This window comes from Bryobacter aggregatus MPL3, from assembly GCF_000702445.1.
GTDB lineage: Bacteria > Acidobacteriota > Terriglobia > Bryobacterales > Bryobacteraceae > Bryobacter > Bryobacter aggregatus.
Map to the genome: position 1 here is coordinate 764,345 of NZ_JNIF01000004.1, position 18,547 is coordinate 782,891.

Here is an 18,547-nt window from a genome sequence, read left to right on the forward strand (position 1 = left end):
TGCCTCTGATCCTCAGAATGCGAAATTGGTTGCGGTTGTGTCTGGGCGTGCCGGGAGCGAAGTACGGCTTGCCAGCCACTTGGTGAACCAGATGACTGCCCAGGGGATGGTGACGATTAGACAGCAGAAAAGGAGGAAGCCCATCATCATCGCAACATAAGTGAAGGGATCGGCTTGAAAAGAAGGGATGCGGGAGCCTCCCTGGACTTTCGAGGCAAACCATTTGCAGTACAGGGAAAGTGCAATGCCGCGAAGAACGAATGTAAATACCAGCGAGACGAGTGACATGAGCACTCCAAGGAGAAGTCCAAATGGCAGGATTAGTAGGAACAACGAGGGAATCACGCCAGCTCCCAGAATGACGAGCAGCCAGGCCAGGTACTCTTCCTGCGAGGCTGCGAAATTCAGACGGCTGCCGTGATTGGTGACGATATTGGGGAAGATCACCTTGAGCAACTGGTAGACGAAATAAGCTTGTGCGAGTCCGACGGCTAATCCGATGATGAGGCTGAGAAGGGCAGAGTCGAAGAAGCGTGGGAGCAGGATTTGTGCCCAAATGCTGCCTGTGACGCCAATAAGAGGTTGTTTCAGCGCTTCCTCGGTTCCCACATAGCTGGCGGTTGTGCCGTCGGCAAAACGAAAATTGCTGATGACGTACTTCAGCAAGTCTGTGAGCTGGGCCGGCGCAGGTACGTAAATGAGCATACAGAGGCCCGCGATAATACTTTTGATGAAGAACGGAATGGGTTCAGCCGTAAACTCCATCTGGTTCGGGGAAGCATTTGCCATGAGTGGGATTGTAGTGGAAAAGGACTTTTGTTGGAAGGATTAGTTGCTCTACCGGGCTTCTTGTCCCTTGGTGCTCCCACGAGTCTGAAGTTCAGGACACCTGGTGCCGATATGCTGATTTGGGCCGTATTTTCCAGCTTTCCGTCTTCCTGCTGTTATGGGGTAGCTTGGCTTTTGCTCAGAGAGTGACCGAATCCTCGATCTCACTGAGTGCCAGTGAGGATCGATGTTCTGTCGGGAAGGCGGTGCAGAAGGTGGACAACACGGAGCGGCAGGTCTTTTTCCGCTTCTTGCTGAGCCGGCCGAATGGCTTGCGTGGATTGAGCGTGGAGTGGCTCGCCCCAGGAGCGCAGGTGATGGAGTTTCTCAATTATGAGCAGTTGCCTGCTGCTCCTCTACTTTGTTTTGTCACCCAGATGCCACTGGCAGGCTTTGAGCAGGCAACTAAACCAGGAGAGTGGACCGTGCGGGTGGTTGCAGGAGGGAAGGTTCTGCATGAGACGAAGTTTGTGCTCAGAGGAGATCCCGGCGCTGCGAGAGGGTTGGTGGTGCGGCGCGTGACAAAGCTGGATCTCAGTGCGGCAGAAACCAGTATCGTGCTCGATGGCGCGGGCATGAGTGGTGATAGCGTGGTCCATCTGGCAACCTACAGTGGCGCCAATGCGTGGCAGTTTATTGCTTCCATGAATCCGGCTTCCGTTGAGTCCGGCCGTCTCACGGTGAAGTATGCCGGGACTCTGACACCGGGTGAATATTGGCTGGTGGTGAAGAATCCGGATGGCGCGCAGAGTGCCCCCGCGCGTCTGGTAGTTGCCAGCTCCGTCGGCTATTCTCTTCCGATCGCCGCAGGTGAGCAATGGATGATCACCCAGGCAAACTACGGTGGGACTTCTCATTGGGGGCGGAGCCTCCATGCTTGGGATATTGCGCCCTTAAGTCTGCGCAGTGGCGGTTGCGTCACTGCGATGCGGGCAGGGATTGTGCATGCTTTTGACCGGGGAGAATATCAGAACTCACGTGGACACAGCTTTGGAAACTTCATCACGATTCAGCATGAGGATGGCGAGTTTAGCCACTATGCGCATCTGAGTACCGGAAGCTTTGTCGTCAAGACCGGGCAACGTGTCGAGGCGGGACAGGCACTGGCTCGAGTGGGCAATAGTGGACATACGGTGGGGCAGGGAGGCGGATACCACGTGCATGCCCATGTGACGAGGAGTTTTCCCGCTTCCGCACAGAGCATTCCTTTCACCTTTGCGACCATGCCCGATGCCGCACGAGGCAAGGTGGTGAGTAACTCTGTTCCCCTGCTAGGAAGCTGCGGAGTGCTTTTCGATGGAGCGACAGAGGTGTCACGAATGAATCCCGTTCCGGCACTGACTACGAAGAAACTGGAACCGCCAGGAACCAAGTGGAGTGCGAAAGTCGGGTTGACCGAATGGTGGAGCCAGACTCTCACCGTGCCCAAAGGTGCCAAGGCGCTTGACGTACTGGTGGCATGGACTCGGAAGGAGACGGAGAAGGTGGATGTCTATCTCACCAGCCCGTCGGGTGGGCAGTATGGAGGACCGTATCAGAATCCGGAGCGTCTGCGCGTGGAGCAGCCGGAAAGTGGCCATTGGCGGATCAGCGTGCAAGGCGTGAAAGGAACCGGAGACCCGATTGAGTTTGAGGTGCGTGGAAATATTGCCAGATAGTAGGGGAGAATGCTCGTAGGACCTAAGAGCAAGAAACTATAGATTACCTCCCAATTAGTTTTGCGAGGCGTCTTGCAAGTTGTTCGCAATAAAAAAGATTTTCATATTTTTGTAATTTACAACTTGCAACATCGTGCCGTCGGGACGAGAATGAACCTAGAGGTGGTGGTTCTGTGCGACCACTTTGACCTGTCGAGTGCTGGAGTGCTTTTTCCCTCCACGCATTCCAGCGCTCCGGGTTCTCCTTGAAGTCCTTGCGATTTGCTTTTGAATTTTCAGGAAATTCCGGCTCTGTTGTGAGTGAATTTCGGCGCGAGACTTTCTCAGATCCAGTTGTTGTTCTAAGTCGGGCTAACTGCTTCTCTGCTTAGTGGTGCCGTTCAGAGCTAGGCACAACGTTCTGGGGCATTGCGTGGCACTTGCCGGCCTGGAGTAAAAGATGCGAGATTGGGTGGAGCCTTTCGCATCCCTTTGTGTCCAATCCCTTCCGGTTTCTCCTGATCCCCTTCGCACTTTACGTGTGGCAGTTTATCGTTCTGAGCCTTCTGCGTTTCTCCCTCAATTCCAATTCCTTCCTTCTGATGGAAGAGGCAGGTAGTTCTTTTCTGGATGTTCTGTACTTCGAGAACCGCTTGCAAGTGTGTCAGGTGACCACGAATATCGCTTCGTATCTGGTCTTCTGGCTCGGACTGCAGGCGATTCCTGACCCAGGCATCTTTTACGGGCGTCTGGTGAAAAGCGTTGTCATGGCCGGAATTCCGGCGCTGGTGTATCTCATTCTCCATCGGCGCTTGCAACTGAATTGGATTTTTGCCGCGCTGGCTGCTGTGGTGGTAGGTCTCTTGCCGGGCGTCTTCTACTATTCGGTTCTCGCGCTGGACATGGCGATGGATGTTCCGTTTGGCCTGTTGGCGATCTATCTGGCTTTCGGGACGACTGCGTGGAGCGCGATTGGCGCAGGGTTCTTCCTGTCCTTTGCGGCGTTGTCCTATGGTTCGGGGTTAGCCTTCGTGTTTCCTGTCGCCTATTTGCTCTGGCGCCGGCCGCAGCGGTGGCAATCTCTCAGTGTGGCGGCCTGTAGTGGCCTCGCGTTGGTGCTGGCCTCGATCTTTTACTGGACCAACACGCAAGTGCTGTTTCTGGGAGGGGGCAGCGGCGGATCTTCACTCTGGAATGGAGCGAGGGGGCTTTATTTTGAGCTCACACGCTCTGGTTACAGTTATTACTTCACGATGCCGGCGATGTCAGCGCTCGGCTATTTTCCAATTGGATTTTTAGGCCTGCTTGGAGGGATCTATGGGGTTGCCCGGTTTCGCCGCTATGGCGTCTGGGTCTTGCTGGCAATCGGGTCTGCCGGGATTGGAATCGCGAGCGGATTGCCCTTCGGAGTGAGGCGTTCGATTCCCCTGGTTCTCTCGCTGGGGGTGCTGGGGTGTGGACTGGTGTGGGAATTGCTGCAGCGGCTGGAGGTGAGGCGCTTGTCGATTCTGACGGCGATCCTGTTTCTCGGCATTCTGCTCGGCGGGATGCTGCAGGTGGCGATGCGATGGCAACATGGAGACTGGATTCGGGCCGACTATGCCTTCCCCTTCACGCAGGCAAGCCTTGACGCCTCAATCGAAGACTACCGTCTGCGGCTCGTTCCCGTACCGAAAGCGGAGCCGAAATTCGGAATCAGGATGACCTACGCCATCCTCGGTTTGCTGACTCCGCAAGACCCGCTTGTCCGCTTGGATGAGGTGCATGCGGCGCCCGATACCATGGACGCAGGCATGCCACTGTTTCCCCGTGATGCGGCGCGATTCAGTTTGTGGCGCGAGCAGTGGAAACGTCTTAGAACGCCCAGCTACTCGCCCCAGTCCTCTACTTCTTTGCGGCCGTAAATTCGGAGTACGGACCCTTGAAGTCGTCGATCCGGCCTTCGTGAACATGCCAGATGCGGGTGGCCGATTCATCGAGCAGGTCCTCATCGTGAGTGACGAAGATGACCGTGCCGTCAAATTTCTGGATCGCGATATTAAGCGCGTTGATCGATTCGAGGTCCAAGTGGTTGGTGGGTTCGTCGAAGATCAGGATATTGGGCTTCATCAACATCAGACGGCAGAAGATGAGGCGTGCGGCCTCGCCTCCAGACAGCGCCTTTGTTGGCTTCTGGCCGTCTTCTCCGGAAAACAGCATCTGGCCCAAAAGCCCACGCAACTCTTCATTGGAAGACTGCTCGTCGTACTGCCGCAGCCAATCAATGCAGGTGAGGCCGTGCTCGATCGTTTCGGAATGATCCTGGGCGAAGTAGCCGACGCTGGTCTCGTGGCCCCAGATCACCTCTCCGGAATCGAACTCAAACTCGTTCTCTTTGTGCGGCGCCAGAATGGGAGCGTTACGCAGTAGCGTGCGCAGGAGCGTGGTTTTACCGGCGCCGTTTCTGCCCATGATGGCGATCTTTTCGCCGCGGGTGATGAGGCCCTCAAAGTTCTGGAATACCTTCAGGCCATCGTAGGTCTTCGAGAGATTCTTGAACTCGAGCGGCGTGCGGCCCGAGGGACGCTTCATCTGGAAGCGGATGAAGGGACGTGCGATGTTCGAACGGGCCAGATCGGAAGTTTGCAGGCGCTCCACTTCCTTCTTGCGCGAGGTCACCTGCGAGGAGCGGGTACCTGCTCCGAAACGGGCGATGAACTCGTTCAACTGGGTGATCTTCTTCTGGCGTTCGGCATTGTCCGCCTCGATGCGCGAGCGGATCTGCGTCTTGGCCAGCACCATGTCGTCGTAGCCGCCGGTGTAGGTGATGATCGTGTTGTAGTCGATGTCGGCGGTGTGGGTGCAGACGTTGTTGAGGAAGTGACGGTCGTGCGAGATGGTGATCAGCGTACCGGTGAACTTGTTCAGGTAGTCCTCGAGCCAATGGACGCTGTCGAGATCGAGATGGTTCGTCGGTTCGTCGAGGAGCATCGCTGTGGGATTGCCGAACAAGGCTTGCGCGAGCAGTACGCGGACCTTCTGGCCACCCTGCAATTCGCCCATCTTCCGCTCGTGAACCTCGTCTGAGACGCCCAATCCGTCGAGCAGAATCGCCGCATCGGACTCGGCTTCATAGCCGCCTTCTTCGCCCACGATGCCTTCGAGCTCGCCGAGACGCATGCCGTCTTCGTCGGTGAGCGCCGCGGGATCTTTCTCATAGAGCGCATCGCGCTCGGTCAGGGCAGCCCAAAGCGGCGCATTGCCCATGATGACGACGTCGAGCACGCGATACGAGTCAAAGGCAAACTGGTCCTGCCGCAGGACGCCCATCTTGGCCGGCCGCGAGACCGAACCTTTGGTGGGTTCGAGATCGCCGGTGAGAATTTTGACAAAAGTCGACTTACCCGCACCGTTCGGACCCGTTAATCCGTAACGGCGACCGGGCTGGAAGGAGACGCTGACATCTTCAAACAGAATTTTGGCGCCGAAGCGCATGGATACAGAATTTACTTGGATCAAGGGGGAAGCTTTCATTGTAGCGTGAAGCTACCGGACGGGTAAGAGACCGCCATTACTGGCGCGGCCTGCCATCTCGATCCAGACCGCATAATTGCCCGGGGAGAGGCCGGGCGGCAGTTTCGCATTCACTTGATAGACGCCTGCGAAACCCGGGGCGGCACCCGCGTAGAGGACCGTCGCCGCCACCCCTCCCACCTTGACGCTCAACGGGGTGGTGATCGAAGCCGCTTCGAGGAAGGGCTCTCCCGAGGGCGGATTGGTCGATTGCAGGGCTCCGAGGCCACTGGCAAAGAGCGCGACGATGCTCTCGGTCTTCGCCGGCGTATCGGTGGTGATCACCGCATTGGTGATTGCGTTGAGCGCTGCGGCCAGTTCGAGGGTCTTGTATGGAAAGGTGAAGAGGCTGGGATAGGAGTCCACTACCAGGAGGCTCAGCGCATTGCTTTCTACCCCACTGCTGAGGACCTGGAGCAGCAGACTGCCGGTGCGATTTTCCCAAGGCACCTGGACGTTGATCTGTGTGGGAGATACATAGTAGAGCGGTGCTGCAATCCCATTGATCATCACCACCACTTCGGCAAGGGTGCGAGGGAGCGGATAGCCGCCGGTGCTGGCCGTCTGTGTCGAGAAGTTGGTTCCGTACAGACTGAGGATGGCTCCGGGCGCACTGGTGTTTTCAATCAAACTCTCCCCCGCGATGCTGGCCTTGATCTGTGGCGTTGTGGCGCCTGGGCAGACGCTGGCGCTGGTGGAGGTCCAGTGGCTTGGATGGAGTTTCAGATAGTCTGCATAGATCTCTTGTTGCCAGACATACCAACTGAGGCTCTCTGGTTTCAGGGTCCGGAGGGCGCAGTTCCAATCCTGGAGCTCCGCGACGCTCGGAAAGCGGGTGGCCTCTCCACAATTCGGGCAGAGAAAACTCTGGCCGAGCAGGACGGGTTCGGCCTTCATCTGCGTCCGCGTGTAGCTGGTCTCGATGCGTAGTGTTTCGAGCGACTCGGTCTTGTTGTACTGACCGTTCTTATCGAAGGGATAAGCCCAGATGCCAACGAAATCAGCCACGCCGGTCTGGTCGGCGTATTTGTCTCCGATACAGGCATACTGCCTGCGGAGCGTACCGCCGGGAGCCCAGGCGGATGGGTTGCCGATGTCGTGATAGACCTTGGCTTCGGGCCAGACCTGCCGGATGGCGTTGCGTAAGGAGCGCAATTCGGTTGCGCTGAGATTGCCGCAGTAGCTTGTTGTGCCGGTAAAGGGATTCGTCCAATAGGGCTCATTGAAGCCGAAGATGGCCTTCACCGTGGTGGAGCGGGTGGCGGCATAGCTGAGGAAACGCTGCCCGGCGGAACTGATGGTCCAACTCCCGTTGGACAGGGTGTAGGGCGGCGGATAGACTCCCGCAACCAGCCGGATTCCTGCTGCATCTGCAGCGTCGAAGGTGGATTTCCATTCGGATTCCCGGGTAGAGAAGGAGACTACGGCGTATTGATAGCCGAGCTTCCGCAGCTGCACAAAATCAGCCGGGTTCGCCCAATGTGTGCCCGTCTCGACCGCCAGGAGCGGGCTGAGCAGGCCCAAGAGTGCGATCCACTTACGCATTGACGGTCCGGGTCTCCGATGCGACGGGCGATTTTCCACAGAGCCTGTCATAGACCGCCAGATTCTCGGTCACCATCCGTTCGACGGTGAAGAACTCCCGGGCATCCCGGGCTGCCTGCTTGCCAAGGGAGATCGCCCAGGCCGGGTCGTCTAACATGCGGAGGACGGTGGCGGCGATGTTCTTTGGGTCACGGGGTTCCATGAGCAAGCCGTTTTCGGCATGGCGGATCATCTCGATATTCCCGGGGATGCGCGAGCTTGCAATCGGTGTCGCCGAGCCCATTGCTTCCATCAGCGAGATCGAAAGACCTTCCCAAAGTGAGGGGTGGACAAAGATGTCACAGCCCACCATGAACTCGCGGGCGTCGGGGCGAAAGCCGAGGAACTGCACCTGCTTTTCGATCCGCAGCGCAACCGCCTGCTGCTTGAGGCTTTCTTCAAGTTCTCCCGTTCCGCAAATCGCAAGCTTGGCGCGAGGATGTTTGGCCAGGATCGCCGGCATCGCCGAGAGCATGTACTCAAAGCCCTTTTGTGTAGCCAGGCGCCCGGCGCTGCCGAGGATCAGGTCCGCCGGTCCAAAGCCGAAACTCTTGCGTGCCTCGTTGCGGTCGATGCGATCAAAGGGACTCAGATCCACGCCATTCAAAACGGTGACGACCTTCTCCGGGGGACAGATCTCTTCCTCAATTGCGATGATGCGGTGCATATCCCCCACCGCTACGTGCATGTCGGCAAAGCGGGCCGCCAGTTTCTCAAGACTGATATAGAAGCTGCGCTGCCGGGGCGGCGTGAAGGTATGGAAGCCAAAGCCATGGATATAGTGAACAACCTTTGGTACTCCGGCCAGACGGGCGGCAATGCGCCCCAGGAATCCCCCCTTGGAGGTGTGAGTAATCGCCAGGTCGATCCGTTTGCTGCAGCAGAACCAGAAGAACTTGAGAAACGGAAGGATGTCGAGAGGCGTGATGGGGCCGCGCCAGCACGGGATGGAGATGGTTTGCGCTCCAGCTTCGCGCAGCAGACGGCAGGATTCGCCATCATTGGCAAACACCCAAACCTGATCGCCCCGCTGGGCCTGGGCGCGCACGATGGGAAGGACGACCAGCGTCCCACCGCCGAAGTTGCCGCCACCGAGAAAATGAACGACTTTCATTGTGCTCCGAACTCCTCGACTGTCATGGGTTGTTTGGCGGCGCGGGCGGCCTCGACAATGCTCAGCACGCGGCTGATGCGCTGGTCTTCCGGATGCTTAGCCTGCCATCGACCGAGCAGCGCTTTGCCGGCAGAACTGGCCAGGGTGTGGTCGAGGACGGGATGCAAGTGGCTGACGGTATTGCGTGCTTCCAATTGGAACAGTTGATTCTTCTTAAAGTGGTCCAGCCCATCGAGCGGCACCAAGGGCGTGAAGCCATCGCAGAAGGCCTCGACATCGGGACGGGCCATTTCGCGGCGTGTCATCTCAAAGCACAGCGCATGGTTGCAGTAGTGCGGAAGCAACTCGAGTGCGGAGAATTGATGCAGATGATGGAGCCAGCCGTCTTCGCGGGCACAAACCGCATACGCGCCGAGACGGCCTTCGACAAAGGCTCCCAAGGCAAAAATGCCGTCGCTGTCCGCAATGGCGCGCACCAGGCGTTCAAACTGCTTGGCGTCGCCGTATTCGGCTTCCCAGCGTTTCTGCCGCTGCATGGTTTCGATATTCATCTGCAGCCCTTCACGGAGCAGCGTGTCGCCGTCGACCTCACGGATCTCACAGCGTTCGAGCCCGATGCGCACATCCCGGCGGTACTTCTTCGGCAGTTTCTCGATGCTGTACTCTTTGTCTCGAATCGTGTAAATGCCGCTGGGCGTTCCGGGCTGCGTGGAAGATCCGTAACGCAACCCCGCACTGTTGGTGCTCCAGAGAAACCCAGCCGTTTGCGCTTGTTCAAAACTCAGGTCCAGATGGTAGGGAAGCGCAATGAGCATGCGTTTCTCCACTGCGTGCCAAAGGACGCCGCCAAACTCCTCGATACGCCGTCCGCGGCGTTCAAAGAACTTCGCTGTCTTAACTCCCTGCATGTTCTGTGGCCTCCGTACTCGCTTCCACTAACGGCTGCGTGTTGTATCCACGTCCCAGCTTGAGAAGCTTTGCATGATATTCCAATCTGGCGCCGATCTTCGGAAGCTTCGACGCATGATTGGCCAGGAAGCTCAGCAGACCGGGGTGTGCGAACGGCTCAAGCACAGGATGCAATTGAATGCGCATCTTGTAGGGGTGGAGTTCAAAGCCCATCCGGGTCTTAAAGTGATGCAGATTGGGGGAGTTCAGAAAAGGAACCGTGCCGAGCGAGATCGCCCGCACCTGGCCGCTGGCAAAGGCAGCGCGGCAGGTCTCAAACAGCAGTGCTGGGTTGGCGTGCAATTCGAGCGCGGTATTTGTCGATTTCTGGACCATCAGAAAGAGGATGCCGTCATCGATGACGCCATAAACATAACCTACGAGCAGGCCGTCCTGGTAGGCGCCCATGCAGACGGTGCCTTCCATGCCGTAGATCGCTTCGACGTTGCGGTTCCAAAGTTCTGGGTCGGAAAACTCATCCCGGAACACCTGATGGCGGCTCATTGTGTCGGTATTGATCTCAATCCCGCGCAAGGATAAGTCCGCTTTCTCCACCGGCCGGATGGTGAAGTGCTGCAGCCCTTTGCGGATGAAGTTGCGCATCCGCTTTTGGACATGCTCGAAGTTGTAAGTGCGGTCCGGTTGTAGATACACACCGCTGTCAGCGCCAGAATCCTGGTTCGCATACTGTGCGGCGACACCGTTGTGGCGGCGGAGGATGGAACTGACTTCCTCGGGCTGCAAGGGCAGCACGAGATGCTCGGAACAACTGAGAAACGAGCGGCTGCCGGCATCAATGCTGGCCCACCAATAGCCGGAATCGGCAAAAACAGTTCTGCCGCGGCGTTCGAGAAACTCTGCGGTGCGTTCCCCGCGGGGACGGCTGGCCAAGGTTGGGATGGGGAGCGAAGCTTCCATCGAGGTCATTGCGATTGCTCCAATTGAAGTCGTAAAGGGCGCCACCAGAAGGCGACGCAAGGTGTAATACAGAGAACCACGAGCGTGATCGCCGGGTTCGGTAAAAGTTGACAGGCCGCAAAGGAGACGGCAAAGGGCAGACACAGGCGGCTGAAGCGTAGGATGCTCTCGAAATGAGATTCGCCGAGGATTCTCCGGATCGACAGATACTCGGCCGCTGCCGCCACAAAGAGAGTGGCCGCGCCGGTGAGGGCGGCGCCATCGAGACCGCCCGCATGATTCCAGGAGATCCATTGCGCCAGGAGCCCAGCTGGTGCGATCCAGGCAAAGATGCGGAAGAGCCGGGGGAATTGTCCAGAAGCTTGGAAAAAGGCGACCTGCGCGGCATGGAGCGCCAGGAAAAAAACGCTCCACAGTGAGTATTGCAGCGCATCGAGTCCCGGTGCATACGCAGGCAGCAGCCATTCGACGATGGGCGGGCCGACCAGGGTGCCCAAGCCCAGAATGGGGGGCAGCAGCAATGAGATCCAACGCAAGGGACCATCCATCACTTCGGCGGCGCGGGCCAGTGACCCCGTCTCGCCATAGACTCGCATCAGATGGGGTGTCACCACCTGGCCCACGGCCGCGAGAATGATGAACATCGAGAAGTCATGTGAAAGCTGGCTGAGCGTATAGAGTCCGACAACATGGCTTCCTCCGAGAAAGGCAAGCGCCGCGACATCGGAGAAGCGCAGACAGGAGTACAGCGCATCCATGATGCTGAAACGGAAGCCTTCACGCGCCAAACTGATCCAATCGGGCCATGCGGGACGGAGCGAGATCGCCTGACGGTTGGCGGCAAAGAGATAGAGGGCCGGGATGGCGATGCAGGCGATGGTTCCGATTCCGATTCCTACCAGCCCAAACCAGGAACCGAGCCCCAGGATGGCGGCAAAGTCGATGGTGGAGGAGAACAGGGTCTCGAGGGCGCGGTTGCCAAAGCGATGACGCGCGACCGTCACCTCGCGGATGAGGATATGGAACTGGGCCGAGAAGAGAACTCCCGCCATCAAGAGGAAACCCATTCCGTACTGGGAGCCACGATTCAGCAGGCTGAGCAGGAGACAGACTGCCACCATCAGAAGTCCTGAGTAGAACGCGAAGGAGGTAACGGATCTCGTGATGCGGTCTGCTTCGTCGGTCTTTCCCTCTCCGAGCAGCAGCGGCAAGCGGGCGCTCAGCCCGCGCTGGACTCCGAAACGGAGGATTTCGGCGAAGACATAAAGCATCATCACCGACTTCCAGACGCCAATCGTATCCGGGCCGACGAAACGCAGCAGCAAGATTGAGCGGGCCGCGGTCAGCAACACGCCGATTGCCGCGGCCATGCTCATTTTGCGAACGTCGGAGACAACAGTCATCGGTCCCTCCAAACGCCGAGGATCTCTCGCCTGTTTTGGGTGAACACTGTGCAGATGGCAAAGAGCACCCACAGCGCACGGCAGTTCTCGAGGTTGATCGTCATTCCGTTCAGCGCAAACATCAGCAGGCTGGTGATGAGCAGGGCAGGGGAGAAACGGTCGATTGTACCCGTTGTCCAGAGCAACGGGTAGGCGATTGCGGCCACCAGGACGGCGAGGCTGAGAAAGCCAAAGACGCCCAGTTCCGCAAGAAGGCCGAGGTACGTATTATGCGCCGCCGGAATCTCGATCTTTCCTCCCGGTAGTTTGGGGCCATGGTTACCGCGTCCGGCGCCAAAGAACGGATGCTCTTTCCAGGTTTGGATCGCTTCGCTCCAAAGCCACTTGCGCTGTTCTGCTTCCGGATTATTGACATTCACCGTCGTTGTGGCGAGGCGTTGGGTGATCGGGTTCGATGCGAGAAATTCTTTTTGCCCCGGCGAGGCAAGGGCGAGCAAGATCACGATTCCGGCAAGACTCGCAATCGCGATTTTCATGCGCAGCGACGTGAAGAAGAGCCACAGAAAGCCGAAGCCGAGGGTGAGCGCGAGCAGCGCCCCGCGGGATGCCGATAGGACCACGGCGCAGAGATCCAGACCGATGATGAGCCAGATCCAGGAGGCACGATAGCCGGAGATGCGGCGGTAGAGGATTGCGAGGAGCATCGAGGCGCTGACATAGGTTGCGAACAAGTTCGAATCCTCGAAGGTGCCCTGTGCGCGGTAATGCAGGCTGAATGGATTCTGGATGCCGGTGAGCTGATAGAACAGCGAACCACCCACGCCAAGCGCTGCCACCGCAGCACTCGAAAGCACCCAGGATAAGAGCCCCAGCCGAAAGTCCCGCGCCTGCGGCATCAGATTGATAGCAGCGTAGAAATAGGCCCAGAGAACGAACCATTTGATGAGCTCGACCAGGTTACTGGTCTGGCCGCGGGTGAGCAGCCCGGTCTCCATGTTGAGCAATGCGCTGGCGAGTACAAGGCCGCAATTCAGCAGACTGATTGTGAGGAAGGGCAGCTTCAGATTTCCGGTGATGCTCAGGCAGGCAAGCAACCCGAAGACCGGCGGCAGCAGCAGATCGGCAAAGGAGAAGTTGATCGCCTTGCCGCTCATCAGCACTACTTTGCTCAAGGGCAGCGCGGCAAAGAAGAGCACGAGCAGGACACGGCGCAAGCGCGGAAAGTCGCCCGCGATCACGGTCAACATCTGCGGATGAGGATGGACGATGCTGCTCATGCGGGAATTTCAACACGCGGCATCCGGCCGGTGACTAAGATCCAGGGAGCCCGGAAAGCGATGAGATAGGCGGTGCGAAAAATGAGGCCAAGGTCATACAGGAAGCTCTGCTTCTCGATGTATTCCAGGTCCATGGCAAGACGCATGGGGAGAATGATCTTGCGGTAGTGCTCTTGCGGATCCATGCCGCCGGTGTCGATGATCGACAGGTCCGGGAAAAAGCGCACTTGCGGCAATCCGGTCAGTCCCGGCGTCGCCTCCAGAACGCGGAGTTGCTCCTGCGTGTAGCAGGTTGCAACGGTTTCCCAGTCCTCCGGACGCGGGCCCACGATCGACATCTCTCCCTTGAGGACATTGAGCAACTGTGGGAGCTCATCCACCTTCAACATCCGCAGAATCTTGCCTACGGCAAAGATCCGGGTGTCGTTCTTCGCGGTGAATGCTCCGGCCCGATCCGCGTGGAGATGCATTGTCCGAAACTTCAGCTGGCCGAACAGCGTTTTGCCCCGTCCGGCTCGCGGGGCCACATAGAAGAGCGGCCCGGGGCTTGAGATCTTGATTGCGAGTGCGATCAGACCGAACAGCGGCGCCAGCACCAGTAGCGCGACGCCACTGGTGAGTACGTCGAATGTCCGTTTGAGAGACATAGTTAAGCGCGGTTCTCCGCGCAGATCGTGCGTACGGCGCTCACTACAATTTCCACTTCTTCGTCGGTCATCGAAGGAAAGATGGGAAGAGAAACCAGGCGCGGCCACAGCGCGTTTGCCACCGGATACTCTTCCGGTGCAAAGCCGTAGGTCTCGCGATAGTAGGGATGGAGATGCAAGGGCATCCAGTGCACCGAGCAAGTGATGCCATGCTCCTTCATCTCCTCGATGAAGCGGGCCCGGTCGATCGTCAAGCGATCGAGATGCAGCCGCGTTGAAAAGAGATGCCACGAACTTTGACAGTCTTCCCGTTCGGCGGGGACTTCGATTTCAGCCACCTCACTGAGCTGCTCCCGATAGAGCGAGGCAATGCGGCGGCGAGCCTGCCAGAATTCTTCACTGCGTCCCAACTGCGCAACGCCCAGCGCTCCGGCGACATCGGTGAGGTTGTACTTGAAGCCGGGGGCGACAATTTCGTAATACCAGCTCCCCTTGCTCTCGAACCGATTCCAGGCCGAGCGCGACAGGCCATGCAAACTCATCATGCGCATGCGGTCGGCCAGGGCCTCGTCATTGGTGGTCGCCATGCCCCCCTCGCCGGTGGTGATGCATTTGTTTGCATAGAAAGAGAAACAGGCGGCGCTCGAGCCATGTCCGACCGGACGCCATTCCCCTGCCGCATCCCGGCGATAGGCCGGCAAGGTGTGAGCCGCATCCTCGATCACCGGGATTCCGAACTCCGCACCCAAGGCATGCATAGCGTCCATATCGGCCATCTGCCCGCCATAATGCATCGGAAGAATTGCCTTCAGCGGGCCGCTGGCTTGGGCCCGCCGCGCGGCGCTGTAGGCCTGCTGCGGATCGAGGCAGAGCGTCTCGGCTTCGCAATCCACCAGCACCGGCTTGGCTCCAAAGTAGCGAACCACTTCTGCGGTTGCGGCGAACGTCATATTCGGCACCAGCACCTGATCGCCAGGGGCGAGTCCGATCGCCTCGAGGGCTAAGTGCAGCGCAGCGGTGCAGGAATTTAAGGCAACCGCGTACTTGGCGCCGACGCTGGCCGCGAAACGTTCTTCAAACTCTTTGGTCTTCTTGCCGGTGGTGAGCCAGCCTCCTTCGAGGACCTTGAGGACGGCGGTCTTTTCCGCCTCTCCTACAGAGGGCCGAAAGAAAGGAACGCTGCGCTGTGCAGCGACTGTAGCATTGTTCATCGAGTTCCTCCCCGGGCAAGCTTCTGTGCCGGGATTGTGATTTGTGTGGTCGCCGGCCAGTAGCCCGGCAGTTCCTCAAATACCTGCAGGTGTTTACCAGCTGCGAGTAAGTGGCGCCAGCGGGGCAACTGCTCCACCAGTTCGCTTTTTCGCGAGGGCGCTGTGGGCTGGATTCCGAGAATGCGAGGATGTGCGGTCGCGGTCGGAATCTCGCCATCGTCATTCAATTCTTCATTCATCTTTTCGGCTGCGGTGAGCCCAGTCAGATGGATTTTGATGTCCTTCCCCGGGCGCTGGCCGCTGAGACGGATCATCGTGTGAGCGAGCTCATAGATATTCACGGGTGCGCCCATCTCAAGCATGAAGATGCCGCCTGTTTCGGCAAACGCTCCTGCCTGCAGCACCAGGCGAACGGCCTCGGGAATCGACATAAAGAAGCGGGTGGCCTTGCGGTCGGTGACGTGGAGATGCCGGCTCTGGCGGAGTTCCTGATCAAAGAGCTGGACCACGCTGCCATTGGATCCGGCAACATTGCCGAAGCGGACCGTGACAAAGTGCGTTCCATGGCGCTCATTCAACTCCGAGATCACCATCTCGGCCAGGCGCTTGGACAAGCCCATAAAGGAGGTGGGGCGCACGGCTTTATCGGTGGAAATGTTGATCATCCGGTCTACTCCGACGGCTGCCGCTGCCAGCGCGACATTGGTGGTGCCGATCAAGTTATTCCGCAACGCAGCCTGCGGGCGGGCTTCCATCATGCCCACATGCTTATGGGCGGCGGCATGAAAGACCAGCTCGGGCCGCGCCAGTTCAAACTCTTCCCGCAAGGTGTGCTCATCGGTAATATCAACCAGCAACGGCACCAGATGCAGCTTGGGGAACTTCTCTTTGAGTTCCCGCAGGATGAAGAAGAGGCAGTTCTCCGAATGGTCTAAAAGGTAAAGGTGGCTCGGTTCGAGCGCCGCCAACTGCCGGCTCAACTCGCCTCCGATCGAGCCACCCGCGCCGGTCACCAGCACCGGACGATGCTCAATAAAATGTTTCAGCTGGTCATAGTGGATGCCCACTTCTTCCCGCTGCAGGAGCACTTCGATGCCCACTTCATCCACCAGCGGAATACTGGTATAGCGGTTTCTACGGCCGCTGCGCAGCAGGACATATTCCAGACCTGCATCAATCGTCTTCCGGGTGAGGTGCAGCAACTCGCGGTGCTGGAGCGACGGATAGGCAATGACGACGATGCCGCAGCGATGGCGCTTGGCCAGTTCCAAAACTTCCTGGATCGCCCCCAGATAAGGAACGCCAAAGATGAGGCTGGACGGCGGCATCGTCTTCGTACTCACGAAACCAACAGGCAGAAAGCGGGGATCGTCAAAGACGGCCTTCAACGATTCAATCGGCTCCTCGCCCAGGACGACGATGGCGCGTTCGCGGGTCTGGTCCAGGTCGCCTTTCACCCGGCTGGTCACCCGGGCCAGGCTGAAGTAGGTGATGCCCGTGAGGATGCTCAGAAGCGCTTCGATGAGGATCACGGCGCGGGAGATGCCCAACGGTTGGAGCAGGAGCAGCACGACCAGGCTGAAGCCAAGCGAAGACAGTGCGATCGAGGAGACCAGCGGTGCGAAATCGGCGAAGCTTCCCGTCGATGCCGGGCGGCGGTTGATATCGAAGGTGACAAAACCAAGAAGGCGCAAAACGACAAGCACGGGCAGAGTGATGGCAATGCTCGCCCAGTCGGAGGTACTGAGGTGGAACTCAAAGCGCAGCTCAAAAGCCAGGAGGTAGGAGACTGCAGAGAGGAAAATCAGAAACGACAGGGCGAGGCGTTGGGTAGTTTTTGTCGTTTTCATTTTCATTGCACGGGTTCGCTTTCCGTAGTGGAGATCACTTCCTGGTGCAGCGGAACGGGCAGCGAACTGAGGTTCGTTGGATCGAGCCGTTTGCGGTGGAAGGCGGCCGCATCTCCCGGTCCGGCCAGGGGCACCCGGATCGGGGCGGATTGTACGATGCGCGCTGCCGCAATCGCATGAGGGAGCGCATAGACCACATATTCCGTAATCAGGCTGGCTGCTGCGGCAAAGAAGCAGGCTGCCAGAAAGCCCAGTGCGAGAACGAAGCTGCGATGATTGCTGACCGGGGCCAGCGGTACCGCCGCCGCTTCGAGGATCGAGGCTTGCATTCCGCTGATGCCGGCTGCCAGATCGGCCGCTTGCGCCTCTTGTTCCTTCTTGAGAAAGAGCAGATAGGTGTCTTCTGCAATCTTTGCCTTCCGGGTCAGTTCCTCCAACCGGATCGAGAACTCTTCCATCTGGGCGCTGGCCCCACGCACACGGCTGGCGGCACCGGTCAATGCGACTTCCCGGGCCCGCAGCCCGGCCAGCGAGGACTCGAGCCGCAGCTTTTCTGCCGAGAGGCTCTGGTGGAGCGGATTCAGGCTTTCGGTTCGTTCAACCACTCGAAAGCTCTGTTCGCGTTCGAGCATCTCTTTGACGGTTGCAATCTGTTTTTCCAGCTGTTTCACATTCCGGTTGGACGGATCATATTTGCTGAGCAGGTCGGTGCGCTGGACTTCGAGTTGCAGCAACTGGCTCTTCAGCCCTTCCACCAGTCCGGTGCTGGCAGCCGTTCTGCGGTTGCTCTCGATTGCCGAAGGTTGTTGCGCCAGTTGTGCCTGGATGGCGGCCAGTTTGTCGCGTGCTTCGGCGATCTGGCTGCGGACCTCTTCGAGTCCACTTTCGAGGTCGCTGCCGCGGCGCACGGCAGACTGCCGTTGTTCGAGCAGCATCGGCGTGCTCGATTCCTGGCGGAGCAGATCAAGCTCTTCTTGCGCGGCGGCCCACTGGGCCTCCACTTCCTGCAACTTGGCTGTGTACAGGGTGGCAGTGGCAGGGTGTTGGTTCAGTTGTTTCTGCTTGGACAGATAGATCTCCCCGAGCAGATTCAAAATGCGCGCGCTGTTTTCTGCGCTCCGGTCGCGGTATTTCACCTGGATTAGATTCGTTCCGGTCAAGCCTGTGGCCTTGATGTCGTTTTCGAGTGTCTCGACGCCCTTGGCTCCCATCCCTGTCTTCCGGGCCAACTCTTCAAGCACGCTGCGGGACTTCAGGATCTCGACTTCGGCAACCCCGGAATCGTGGTTCGGCGTCCCGGCTGTTTCTGGCTGGCCGGAAAGGCGGATGCGCATTTCGGCTTCATAGAGGGGTGGTTTGAAAAACGTATATCCAACGGCGGATCCAAACACTCCCAGAAAGGTGAGGAGAATGGGCCAGCGGCGGCGTAGGATCAGGGCCAGAATGGTGCCGACCTCGGCCGTACCGGCGACGCGTAGATCCTGCGAATCCGTTCTGCGATGCTGCGCTCCTCTGCTAGGAGTCCGGCGTGCGGTGCGATTGGAGGGGAGTTGGGGCAGGCTGTTCATCTCCATGTTG

The 18,547-nt window shown here is 58.5% G+C and carries 14 protein-coding genes; 2 read left to right on the forward strand and 12 right to left on the reverse strand.

Translation table 11 applies throughout. The annotated features are described in order from the left end of the window. Nucleotides 1-12: 12 nt before the first annotated feature. A complete protein-coding gene (locus M017_RS0122935; protein WP_155121580.1) occupies nucleotides 13-789 on the reverse strand; it encodes a hypothetical protein in 777 nt (258 codons plus the stop codon). A 185-nt stretch (nucleotides 790-974) separates the two neighbouring features. Between M017_RS0122935 and M017_RS28210 the strand changes: the two genes are divergently transcribed. Next, nucleotides 975-2,486, forward strand: coding sequence for a M23 family metallopeptidase (locus M017_RS28210; RefSeq protein ID WP_238326019.1), 1,512 nt, complete (start codon nucleotides 975-977; stop codon nucleotides 2,484-2,486). Between the two features lie 518 nt (nucleotides 2,487-3,004). Beyond that, on the forward strand, nucleotides 3,005-4,369 hold the full coding sequence (locus M017_RS0122945; RefSeq protein WP_162180023.1) for an ArnT family glycosyltransferase: 1,365 nt from the start codon (nucleotides 3,005-3,007) through the stop codon (nucleotides 4,367-4,369). On the opposite strand, the gene M017_RS0122950 is transcribed toward M017_RS0122945, so the two are convergent. From M017_RS0122950 to M017_RS0123000, 11 genes are read right to left on the reverse strand one after another with little or no spacing between them, the layout of a single operon-like run. Further along, on the reverse strand, nucleotides 4,350-5,939 hold the full coding sequence (locus M017_RS0122950) for an ABC-F family ATP-binding cassette domain-containing protein (RefSeq protein WP_202901712.1): 1,590 nt from the start codon (nucleotides 5,937-5,939) through the stop codon (nucleotides 4,350-4,352). The two genes, M017_RS0122945 and M017_RS0122950, sit on opposite strands and share 20 nt — an antisense overlap. A 51-nt stretch (nucleotides 5,940-5,990) precedes the next feature. Next, complete coding sequence (locus M017_RS0122955) at nucleotides 5,991-7,562, reverse strand: hypothetical protein (RefSeq protein WP_031500577.1); 1,572 nt, start codon at nucleotides 7,560-7,562, stop codon at nucleotides 5,991-5,993. Next, nucleotides 7,555-8,715 carry a glycosyltransferase family 4 protein gene (locus tag M017_RS0122960; RefSeq protein WP_031500578.1) on the reverse strand — a complete coding sequence of 387 codons (1,161 nt, stop codon included), beginning with the start codon at nucleotides 8,713-8,715 and terminating at the stop codon, nucleotides 7,555-7,557. Before M017_RS0122960 ends, M017_RS0122955 begins: the two co-directional genes overlap by 8 nt. Next, complete coding sequence (locus M017_RS0122965; RefSeq protein WP_031500579.1) at nucleotides 8,712-9,623, reverse strand: hypothetical protein; 912 nt, start codon at nucleotides 9,621-9,623, stop codon at nucleotides 8,712-8,714. Before M017_RS0122965 ends, M017_RS0122960 begins: the two co-directional genes overlap by 4 nt. Beyond that, the gene (locus tag M017_RS0122970; protein WP_031500580.1) at nucleotides 9,610-10,590 is read right to left on the reverse strand and encodes a hypothetical protein; all 981 of its coding nucleotides are present in this window, start codon (nucleotides 10,588-10,590) and stop codon (nucleotides 9,610-9,612) included. The genes M017_RS0122965 and M017_RS0122970 overlap by 14 nt, the downstream gene beginning before the upstream one ends. Then, nucleotides 10,587-11,984, reverse strand: coding sequence for a lipopolysaccharide biosynthesis protein (locus M017_RS0122975; protein WP_031500581.1), 1,398 nt, complete (start codon nucleotides 11,982-11,984; stop codon nucleotides 10,587-10,589). The genes M017_RS0122970 and M017_RS0122975 overlap by 4 nt, the downstream gene beginning before the upstream one ends. Further along, nucleotides 11,981-13,261: an O-antigen ligase family protein gene (locus M017_RS0122980; RefSeq protein WP_031500582.1), complete on the reverse strand. Its 1,281-nt coding sequence runs from the start codon at nucleotides 13,259-13,261 to the stop codon at nucleotides 11,981-11,983. Before M017_RS0122980 ends, M017_RS0122975 begins: the two co-directional genes overlap by 4 nt. Further along, on the reverse strand, nucleotides 13,258-13,908 hold the full coding sequence (locus M017_RS0122985; RefSeq protein ID WP_051670766.1) for a sugar transferase: 651 nt from the start codon (nucleotides 13,906-13,908) through the stop codon (nucleotides 13,258-13,260). Before M017_RS0122985 ends, M017_RS0122980 begins: the two co-directional genes overlap by 4 nt. Nucleotides 13,909-13,910: 2 nt before the next feature. Beyond that, entirely contained in the window at nucleotides 13,911-15,119 is a 1,209-nt protein-coding gene (locus M017_RS0122990; RefSeq protein ID WP_031500584.1) for a DegT/DnrJ/EryC1/StrS family aminotransferase, read from the reverse strand. After that, nucleotides 15,116-16,969 carry a polysaccharide biosynthesis protein gene (locus M017_RS0122995; protein WP_035958793.1) on the reverse strand — a complete coding sequence of 618 codons (1,854 nt, stop codon included), beginning with the start codon at nucleotides 16,967-16,969 and terminating at the stop codon, nucleotides 15,116-15,118. Before M017_RS0122995 ends, M017_RS0122990 begins: the two co-directional genes overlap by 4 nt. Nucleotides 16,970-16,971: 2 nt before the next feature. Further along, complete coding sequence (locus M017_RS0123000) at nucleotides 16,972-18,537, reverse strand: GumC family protein (protein WP_238326020.1); 1,566 nt, start codon at nucleotides 18,535-18,537, stop codon at nucleotides 16,972-16,974. Between the last annotated feature and the right edge of the window lie 10 nt (nucleotides 18,538-18,547).

Excerpts from the sequence above, each read along its gene's own strand:
- M017_RS0122935 (WP_155121580.1), bottom strand. The coding sequence starts at position 789 with ATGGCAAATGCTTCCCCGAACCAGATGGAGTTTACGGCTGAACCCATT.
- M017_RS0122950 (WP_202901712.1), bottom strand. The coding sequence starts at position 5,939 with ATGCGCTTCGGCGCCAAAATTCTGTTTGAAGATGTCAGCGTCTCCTTC.
- M017_RS0122955 (WP_031500577.1), bottom strand. The coding sequence starts at position 7,562 with ATGCGTAAGTGGATCGCACTCTTGGGCCTGCTCAGCCCGCTCCTGGCG.
- M017_RS0122960 (WP_031500578.1), bottom strand. The coding sequence starts at position 8,715 with ATGAAAGTCGTTCATTTTCTCGGTGGCGGCAACTTCGGCGGTGGGACG.
- M017_RS0122965 (WP_031500579.1), bottom strand. The coding sequence starts at position 9,623 with ATGCAGGGAGTTAAGACAGCGAAGTTCTTTGAACGCCGCGGACGGCGT.
- M017_RS0122970 (WP_031500580.1), bottom strand. The coding sequence starts at position 10,590 with ATGACCTCGATGGAAGCTTCGCTCCCCATCCCAACCTTGGCCAGCCGT.
- M017_RS0122975 (WP_031500581.1), bottom strand. The coding sequence starts at position 11,984 with ATGACTGTTGTCTCCGACGTTCGCAAAATGAGCATGGCCGCGGCAATC.
- M017_RS0122980 (WP_031500582.1), bottom strand. The coding sequence starts at position 13,261 with ATGAGCAGCATCGTCCATCCTCATCCGCAGATGTTGACCGTGATCGCG.
- M017_RS0122985 (WP_051670766.1), bottom strand. The coding sequence starts at position 13,908 with ATGTCTCTCAAACGGACATTCGACGTACTCACCAGTGGCGTCGCGCTA.
- M017_RS0122990 (WP_031500584.1), bottom strand. The coding sequence starts at position 15,119 with ATGAACAATGCTACAGTCGCTGCACAGCGCAGCGTTCCTTTCTTTCGG.
- M017_RS0122995 (WP_035958793.1), bottom strand. The coding sequence starts at position 16,969 with ATGAAAACGACAAAAACTACCCAACGCCTCGCCCTGTCGTTTCTGATT.
- M017_RS0123000 (WP_238326020.1), bottom strand. The coding sequence starts at position 18,537 with ATGAACAGCCTGCCCCAACTCCCCTCCAATCGCACCGCACGCCGGACT.